The sequence below is a fragment of the Actinomycetota bacterium genome (assembly GCA_030776725.1).
GTDB lineage: Bacteria > Actinomycetota > Nitriliruptoria > Nitriliruptorales > JAHWKO01 > JAHWKW01.
Map to the genome: position 1 here is coordinate 20,812 of JALYHG010000108.1, position 8,367 is coordinate 29,178.

The 8,367-nt window shown below is 71.7% G+C and carries 5 protein-coding genes and 1 pseudogene; all 6 read right to left on the reverse strand.

All coding sequences use genetic code 11. The annotated features are described in order from the left end of the window. Positions 1 to 1,306: 1,306 nt before the first annotated feature. Positions 1,307 to 2,236, reverse strand: a pseudogene (locus tag M3N57_05060) (hypothetical protein). A 152-nt stretch (positions 2,237 to 2,388) separates the two neighbouring features. Then, positions 2,389 to 3,129 (reverse strand): 4-hydroxy-tetrahydrodipicolinate reductase, encoded by a 741-nt coding sequence (gene dapB / locus M3N57_05065; protein ID MDP9022067.1) that lies wholly within the window; start codon positions 3,127 to 3,129, stop codon positions 2,389 to 2,391. Positions 3,130 to 3,199: 70 nt separating this feature from the next. Next, the gene (locus M3N57_05070; GenBank protein MDP9022068.1) at positions 3,200 to 4,483 is read right to left on the reverse strand and encodes an insulinase family protein; all 1,284 of its coding nucleotides are present in this window, start codon (positions 4,481 to 4,483) and stop codon (positions 3,200 to 3,202) included. A gap of 89 nt (positions 4,484 to 4,572) precedes the next feature. Further along, positions 4,573 to 6,942, reverse strand: a complete 2,370-nt coding sequence (locus M3N57_05075) for a polyribonucleotide nucleotidyltransferase (protein ID MDP9022069.1) — start codon at positions 6,940 to 6,942, stop codon at positions 4,573 to 4,575. Positions 6,943 to 7,185: 243 nt separating this feature from the next. Beyond that, the gene (gene rpsO / locus M3N57_05080; GenBank protein ID MDP9022070.1) at positions 7,186 to 7,458 is read right to left on the reverse strand and encodes a 30S ribosomal protein S15; all 273 of its coding nucleotides are present in this window, start codon (positions 7,456 to 7,458) and stop codon (positions 7,186 to 7,188) included. Positions 7,459 to 7,756: 298 nt separating this feature from the next. Then, a partial coding sequence (locus tag M3N57_05085) for a cell wall-binding repeat-containing protein (protein ID MDP9022071.1) occupies positions 7,757 to 8,367 on the reverse strand: 611 nt, incomplete at its 5' end.

Sequence of the window (8,367 nt, forward strand, 5' to 3'; positions counted from 1 at the left end):
CCGACTCCACTTGAGGCTGCACGCAAGTCCAGTGCGCCTTCCACCGTTCGCCATCACCGCCGACGCTCCACGCCTCCAACGGGGCGCCGTCCGGCGCAGGGCGCCGGTCGCCCCAACCCGTCGGGCCGTCCGGTGCCGCGCCCCGGTCTCCGACAGTGACGCTCTACTTGGTCGGCGGGTGCTCGGTGACCCACCGGGCGCGGATGCGGTAGCGGCGGAACTCCGCGTCGCCGAAGGCACGCACGCTGTCGGCGTGCAAGTCATCGACGGGGATGTCATCGCGGGTGATCCCACGCTGCGACAGCCACTCGTCGAGTCGGGCGTCGGCGGTCTCGGCGTCGGTCGGGGCGACGATCATCACGAACTCGTCGGCCTGCGGCCTGGCGGGTTCGTCTTCGACGTCGCCGGGCGGGGTCACCGGCTCGACGAGCGTCCGTTCCTGCGCGGCCTCCGCCGGGTCCTCCTGGTCGCCCGGCTGGGCCGGCGCCGGAGGCGCGTGCTGCGACACCCTGGCCGGTTCGGCCGGTGGCTCGGTCGGAGCCGGTGACCCGTCCTGCGCTGCGGCGGTCGTCGGTTCGGCCGGTGGCTCAGCCGGAGACGGTGACTGATCCTGCGCTGCCGCGGCCGCCGGCTCGGCCCCTCCCGACTCGGCGGCGGAGGATGGCTCGCCCCCCGGGGCGCCTCGGGCCGGTTCGGCGGGGCCGGGGCCCGGCTGGTCGGCGGAGACGCCGTGGGGTACGTGGTCGCGGCGATCGCTCGCCTCGAACCCGGTCACGGCGGTATCGGGCTCCTCGCCGAGCTGGCGCGGGGTCTCCCCCGTCGCCCAGCGCACCGCGGCGTGGTGGCGGTCGTCGGCGTCGATGCCCGCGGTCGTCATCAACTCCAGCAACGCCTTGGTCTGCGCGGCCTTGCCCTTCTTGGCGTACTCCCACATCAGCTCGCGGTACCGCGGCTCGGTGATCGGCACGCCGGCGGCGACCAGGCGCTCGAGGAGCGTGCGTGCGTCATCGAGTCGTTTGCGCCGGACCAGCGTCGAGATCACGTCACCCGAGTGGGTGGTCGGTGGGGTGATGCCGGCCGCCACGACCCGGTCCAGGAGCGCCACCGCGTCGTCGGTGCGCTTGCCCGCCAGGCGCGACAGCAACGTCCCGATCGAACGCTGGTCCAGCGCACCGGCGGCCAACAGCCGCTCGGCGACGCGGAGCGCTTCGGCGACCCGGCCGGCGCGGACGTACCCGCCCAGCAGGAGCCGTTCGTGGCGGGCCTCCACGGGCACGCCTGCGCGTCGCAGCCGGTCCAGGAGCGCTTCGGCTTCGTCGAGGCGACCGCCGCGGACGTACGCGGTGACAGCGGCGACCACGTGGCCGGGTTGGGGCTGCATCCCCAGGATCAGCATCCACTCGAGCGCGCCGGCTGCTCGATCGGGAGCCGACGCCGACATCGACAGGTTGAACAGCCGCTGCACGTTGTCGGTGGTCGGGACCTGCCCGGCCTCGGCGAGGTCCTCGGCGGCCCGCCACGCCTGTTCCAGGTCGCCTGACTCGATGGCCGCAGCGAGGATCGCGTTGCGGTGCACGGTGGTGACCGGGACGCCCACCGCCTGCATGCGCTTGCGCAGGCGCGCCACGTCGTCGAGCCGGCCGGCGGCGGCGTACCCGCGGAGCAGGTGCGCGTACGCCTGCGCGTTGCCCGGCGAACCGGCTTCGGCGATGCGGTCCAGGAGTTGCGCTGCGCGGTCGAGGTCGCCGGCCTTGACGAAGACCGCGACGGCCGCTTCGACCCGGCCGGGTGCGGGCACGATCCCGGCATCGAGCATCTGGCCGATGATCTCGTCGACCGGTCGGGCTGCGGCTTGCTGGAGGTAGGCAGCCAGCAGGCCGTCGTAGTCGGCGGGGCGCGCCCTCAGACCGGCACTGGAGACCTGCGCCAGCAGCTGGCGGGTGATGCGCAGCTTGCCCGCAGCCAGGTAGGTGCCGAGCAGGTCGCGGGCGGTGTCGGGCTTCAAGCGGATGCCGTCGGCGCTCATCGCGTCGAGCAGCTGCGCCGCGTCGCCCAGCCGCCCGGCCCGTGCCAGAGCCCGGACCAGCTGCGCATAGTCCTCGTCGCTCGGTGGGATGCCGTCGGCGCGCATCTCGCGGATGACCTGGTGCGCCCCGTCGATCTGTCTCGCCCGGGTGTAGGCCTCCAGCAGGACGCCGTAGTGGTCGCGTGTGGGTGTCAACCCCGCGGCGCGCATGCGTTCCAGCACGGCGCGGCTCTTGTCCGGCTCCCCGCTGGCCGCGAACTGGCGGATCGCCCGGGCGTAGGACTCCGGGCTGGGGTGGGCCTGGCGGGGGTCGGTGGCGGGCGGGGGGACGGGCGGTTGCACGCCCGGGGAGCGGTCGGTGTTCATGGTTCTCCAAGGTCGAGGAGGTGCTCGAGCCCGACGGTCACTCCCCGTCGGTTCGGCACCTCACGGATGGCGAGGAGCACACCGGGCATGAACGCGGTCCGGTCGACCGTGTCGTGCCGGATCGACAGCGTCTGGCCCTCGGCGCCGAACAGGACCTCCTGGTGGGCGACCAAGCCGGGCAAGCGGATGGCGTGGATGCGGATGCCGTCCGCTTCGGCCCCGCGCGCCCCCGGATGTTCTTGGTCACCCAGGACCGGCTCGGGTGCGTCGCGACGGGTCCGGGCCAGCAGCCCGGCGGTCCGCAGCGCCGTGCCGCTGGGAGCGTCCGCCTTGCCGTCGTGGTGTAGTTCGATCACCTCGACGTGGGGCAGGTGCCGCGATGCGGTCTGCGCCAGGTGCATCAGCAGCACCGCGCCGAGCGCGAAGTTCGGCGCCACCACGGCGTTGGCCGACCCCGCGTCGGACCGTTGCCGCCAACCCGCGACGTCCTCGTCGGTCCACCCGGTCGTGCCGACCACGGCATGCAGCCCGTTTTCGAGGTACCAGGCCACGTTCTCACCGACGGCAGCCGGCGTCGTGAAATCGACCACGACGTCCGCCCCAGCGGTGGCCAGGTCACGGCGGTCGTCGCCCTCGTCGATCCGGGCGACCAGGTCGAGGCCGTCGGCGTCCACGACAGCCTGACAGACGGTCCGCCCCATCCGGCCCTCCGCGCCGGCGACGCCGACCCTGACCATGTCCGTCGACCTCCCGCCGCGCCGGTGCCACAGGGTAGGCGCCACGGCAGGAGGCAGCGACCTCGACGGATCAGTCGGCCACGACCTCGCCGAAACGATCGCCGTCGTCGAACGGGCCGACCACCGCCAGACAGCGTGGTGGCGCGTACAGCTCCTGGATGACGGTGCGGACCTGGTCGACGTCGACCGCGTCGATGCGCTGGAGCGTCTCCTCGACGCCGATCAGGTCCACGTCGGTACAGACCATCTTCCCGAGCCGGGTCATCCGTGAGCCGGTGTCCTCCAACCCGAGCACCATCCCGCCCTTGACATTGCCCTTGGCGCGGGCGACCTCCTCGGCGTCGAGCGTGTCGGGGAGGCGGTCGAGCTGTTCGCGCAGGACCTTCAGCAACTCGTCGGTCTTGGCCGGGGTCGTCCCGGCGTAGGTCCCCCAGTACCCGCCGTCGGCGTAGGACGCGTGGTAGCTGTAGGTCGAGTACGCCAGGCCGCGCTGCTCACGCACCTCCTGGAACAACCGCGAGGACATCCCCCCACCCAGGAGCGCGTTGGCGACCAGGAGCGCGAACCGCCGGTCGTCGTCGCGGGCCAGTCCCCGTCCGCCGAGCACCACGTGGGCCTGCTCGGTCGGACGGTGGCGGACGTTGACGTCACCGGCGCCGTACCGCTGCGGCGGGTGCCGCTCCGGTCGGTGGCCGCCGGGGCGTCCCAGGTCCCCGGCGAAACCGTCCACCAGCGCGACGACCGCGTCGTGATCGACGCTGCCCGCGACCGCCACGGTCACGTTCGATGGCCGGTAGTACGACTCGTAGTAGCCGTACACCTGATCGCGGTGCATCGCCACGATGGAGTCGGCTGTGCCCAGCACCTCCCGCGCCAGCGGATGGCCGCGCAGCACCACGTCGGCGAAGTCGGAGTGGACCAGGTCCTCGGGCGTGTCGACGTGGATGTTGATCTCCTCGAGGACCACCTGGCGTTCCTGGTCGACGTCAGCCGCGGCGATGGTGGCCGAGCGGATCATGTCGGCGAGCACGTCTGCAGCCACCGGCAGGTCGCGGTCCAACACCCGCGCGTAGAAGCAGGTGTACTCCTTGGAGGTGAAGGCGTTGAGGTCACCACCGACGGCGTCGAGCGCCGCGGCGATGTCCTTGGCGCTCCTGGCGGCCGTCCCCTTGAACAGCAGGTGCTCGAGGAAGTGAGACGCGCCGGTGTCGTCGCCTGCCCGGCCGTCGCCGGGGCCTCGTTCGTCTCGTGAACCGACCCGGATCCAGAAACCGATCGCGGTCGAGCGCACCGCGGGCATGGGTTCGGTGACGACCTGTATGCCGCTGTCGAGTTGCGTGCGTACGACGTCCACCGGTCCTCCGAGGTTCGCGGGCCAGGTTCGCGGGCCAGGTTCGCGGGCCACTGCCGCGGGCGCCTCGCGGACGCTCGCGTCAGGCCGGTCTACTCGCGGCTGCGGGTCCGGGTGCGGACGCGTCCAGCGTCGTCGCCGCGGTCGCCCTCGCGCCGTCCGCGGTCACGCTGACGGTCGTCGCCGCGGTCGCGTTCGCCGCGCTCGCCGCTTCCCCGTTGGCCTGCTTCGGCCGCGGCCTCTGCCTCGCGGCGCTCACCGTCGCCTTCCTGACCCTCGTCGACGAAGTCCAGCGAGTACTTCCCGCCGGCGCGGACCTCCTTCACCTCGACGTACACGGTGTCGCCGACCGACAGCGCCTCCTCGGCGTGGTCCAGGCGCTTCCCGGCCTTCTGCCCGATCTTGGAGATGTGCAGCAGACCGTCCACGCCGGGCGTCAGCGACACGAACGCCCCGAAGTCCACGGTCTTGACGACCGTCCCGCGGTAGCGCTCGCCCTCCTTGGGTACGACCGGGTTCGCGATCGCGTTCACGCGGTCGGCAGCGGCGTCAGCTTGATCGCGTTGCGCGGCGTAGATGCGGACGATCCCGCGGACACCGTCGTCGTCCACGTCGATGTCGGCGCCGGTCTCCTCGGTGATCTCGCGGATGATCTTCCCCTTGGGGCCGATCACCTCGCCGATCTTGTCCATCGGGATGTGGATCGTCATCACCTGCGGGGCGTTGGGCTTCACCTCGGTCCGTGGCTCGCCGATCGTGGCGACCATGACCTCGAGGATCTTCAGCCGTGCCTCGCGGGCCTGCAGCAGTGCGGACGCCAGGACGTCCGCCGGGATGCCGGTGAGCTTGGTGTCGAGCTGCAACGCGGTGACGACGTTGTCCGTGCCGGCGACCTTGAAGTCCATGTCGCCGAAGAAGTCCTCCACCCCTTGGATGTCGGTCAGCGTGGTGTAGCTGTCACCCTCCTTGATCAGCCCCATCGCGATCCCGGCGACCGGGGCGTGGATCGGCACCCCGCCGTCCATCAGCGACAGCGTCGATGCGCACACGCTGGCCATCGACGTCGACCCGTTGGAGCTGACCACCTCCGACACCAGCCGCATCGCGTACGGCCAGGCGTCCTCATCGGGGACGACCGGCAGCACCGCACGCTCGGCGAGGAGCCCGTGACCGATCTCGCGGCGCTTCGGCGAGCCGATCCGGCCGGCCTCGCCCGTGGAGTACGGCGGCATGTTGTAGTGGTGGATGTAGCGCTTCTCCTCCTCGGGGGCGAGCGTGTCCAGCCGCTGGGATTCGCGGAGCGCGCCCAGCGCCAGCACGTTGACGACCTGGGTCTCGCCGCGCTCGAAGATGCTGGACCCGTGGACCTTGTCCAGGACGTTGACCTCGGCGGTCAACGACCGGATGTCGCCCGGTCCGCGGCCGTCCACGCGCGTCTCGGTCTCGCTGACGAGCTTGCGCACGACCGTCTTCTCCAGGCTCCGGAAAGCCTGCTTGGCCTGCTTGCCCCGTTCGTCCTCGTCGAGGTTGGCGGGACCGTTGGTCCGCACGTCGGCGATGACCTCGTCACGCACGGCCGCGACGTGGGCGTTCTTCTCCTTCTTGGTCCCCGGACGGGTGTACGCCTCGCGCAGCCGGTCCTCGAACCGGGCGGCGTGGGCGAGCACCTCGTCGGTGTAGTCGACGAAGATCGGGAAGTCCTCGGGCGACGTCTCGCGCGCCCCGACCTTCTCGACGAACGCGGTCTGCGCCTCGCACAACTGACGCAGCACGCTCTTGACCTGCTCCAAGCCGTCGCCGATCAGTTCCTCGGTCGGTTCCGGCGCCCCGTCTTCGATCAGCTTCCAGGCGTGCACGGTGGCGTCGGCCTCGACCATCAGGATGGCCACGTCGCCGCCCTCGTCGACGCGTCCCGCGACGACCATCTGGAAGACGATGTCGGAGTCGAGGTCCTCGAAGGTGGGGAACGCCGTCCAGGTCCCGTCACGGTGCAGGCCGTAGCGCACAGCAGCGACCGGACCGTCGAACGGGATCCCCGCCAGCAGCGTCGACACCGACGACGCGTTGATCGCCACCACGTCGTAGGGGTCGACCTGTCCCGTCTGCAGCACGGTGTTGACGATCTGGATCTCGTTGCGCAGACCGTCAGCGAACGTCGGGCGCAGCGGACGGTCGATCAGCCGCGCGGTGAGGATCGCGTTCTCCGACGGGCGCCCCTCACGCTTGAAGAACCCGCCGGGGATCTTCCCGGCGGCGTACATCCGCTCCTCGACGTCGACGGTGAGAGGGAAGAAGCCCAGGAACTCCTTGACCGCTCCGGCCGTGGTGGTGGTCAGGACGGTCGTGTCACCCATCGATGCGACGACCGACCCACCGGCCTGCTGAGCGAGTCGGCCGCCTTCGAAGCGCAGGCTCCTGCCATCGACGGTGACGGTGTGTTCGATCGTGCCGAGCCTGCCCACTGGGGCCTCCTTCCGCGGTCCGTGGACCGCCGCTGTCTGCACCGGGCCGAGGTCTGGTCGGACCGGGGAGAGGCCGTCCGGGTCGCCGGTCTTCAGTGGAGGCGTCTGAGTGTTCGCCGTTGGAGCCCACCTCGGCCCCGACCGCGCTCTCACCCGTCTCCACTGACGACCGACGCGTCGGATGCCTCTTTCGTCAGTACGGTCAGTCGGGAGGCCGGGTCACCCCGGCCTCGCTGTCGTTGGTTAGCGGCGGAGCCCGAGCTCCGCGATGAGCGCCCGGTAGCGCTCGATGTCGGTGCCACGCAGGTAGCCGAGCAGGCGTTTGCGCTGGCCGACGAGCATCAGCAGGCCCCGACGGGAGTGGTGATCCTTGTGGTGGGCCTTCAGGTGCTCGGTGAGGTGGCTGATCCGCGCCGTGAGCAGCGCGACCTGTACCTCCGGCGACCCGGTGTCGCCCTCTTGGCGCGCGAACTTGTCGATGATGGCTTGCTTGTCGTCGGGGAGCGTGACCGCCACGTCGCCTCCTTGCTGGCCCTGTCCCGCCGCGCCCGGCACCCTGCGGGGCGCCGCCGGTCGTCCGCGCTCGGCTGCACGCCGATGCGGGGAACCGGACCTGGTCGTCGCACCGGGTCGTCGCACCGCCGGTGGCTTCGCGGGTCCGACATGGTCGGAACCCGACGAGCTCATCGTTCAGTTCGACCGTCTCACTCAACCAGGCGCCCGAACGGGCACGGTGAAGGCGGCTACGCCGCCTCGTGTCCAGTGTTCCACAGACCCGCACGACCGGCAACCGCCGGCCCCGCCGGGTACGGGGCTACGCCCCGAGCAGGACGTAGGAGCGGAAGCTCTCCGCAGCGTGGCGGTCGGACCAGCGGCCGATCCCCACGTACACGAAGGTGAGGTCCACGGGGCTGGCACCGTCGGCCACCAGCAGGTGCGACAGGTACCAACCGGGCTCCCCCGGCCGCCCTGGGACCGGCGCTCCGATCGGCACGTCGGCGGCGGTGGTCAGCAGCACCGGCGCGTCGAGGTAGGCGGCGAACGGGGCGACCGACAAGGCCAGCGCCCAGGTCTCCGCGTGGTAGCCGTTCAGACCGACGAACGCCGCCCGCTTCGGCAGGGTGGTCCGCGCCCACAGGTTGCCGTGACGTGCGATCGCCACCGACGTCTCCGTCCGGCTCCGGCCGAACACCCGCTCGGGGTTGCGGCCGTGCGCCCGCAGGGCATCCTCCACCGGTTGCTCGAGGGCGGCGGTGCCGCCGAGCATCAGCGTGCGGCTGATGCCGAGTTCGGCGAGCGCCTGGGCGGTCGCGCCGTGCAGGCCGGCCTTCGACGTGAGCAGGATCGGCAGTCCCCGGGTGCCGGCGGCGGCACCGCCCGTCACGGCGTCGGCCGGGTCGTCGTCGCGGGCCACGAGCGCCACCC

Coding starts and splice junctions, on each gene's coding strand:
- dapB (MDP9022067.1), bottom strand. CDS start 3,129: ATGGTCAGGGTCGGCGTCGCCGGCGCGGAGGGCCGGATGGGGCGGACC.